The sequence below is a fragment of the Pseudozobellia sp. WGM2 genome (assembly GCF_017810075.1).
Lineage (GTDB): Bacteria > Bacteroidota > Bacteroidia > Flavobacteriales > Flavobacteriaceae > JADNYK01.
This window is the reverse complement of record NZ_JADNYK010000062.1, coordinates 1-325: the sequence shown is the minus strand read 5'-3', so window position 1 is coordinate 325 and position 325 is coordinate 1. Positions and strand designations below refer to the sequence as shown.

At 39.7% G+C, this 325-nt stretch carries 1 protein-coding gene; it reads right to left on the bottom strand.

What is annotated here, in order from left to right; genetic code table 11:
* On the bottom strand, nucleotides 1–325 hold a 325-nt coding region (locus tag IV512_RS19815), incomplete at both ends, for a hypothetical protein (protein ID WP_209406506.1).

Below are 325 nucleotides of genomic sequence, written 5' to 3'. Positions count from 1 at the left end.
CTTGGAGCTATTTTCAGAACTCTGTTCCGATAACATTTCGAGCATCAAATGATTCTGACGGACAAATCCTGTAGATACATGTTTTTCCATATTATCGGGAAAAGGCAGTTTGCCCAGTTTTACGGGAACGGTATGCCTGTTCGAATTCGTAAAGGACAATTTGTTGTCATGATGCTTTACACCCAAAGCTTGGAACAAAAGTCGAACGCTTCCCTGTTCCATGCCTACATCGAAAATGCCATTTTTCAATACGTTACCGATTAGCTTGAATTTGCTTTCCAAGGTTTCTTTTTCCTTTTTTGTTTCCAGTTCATGAAGTCTTTCC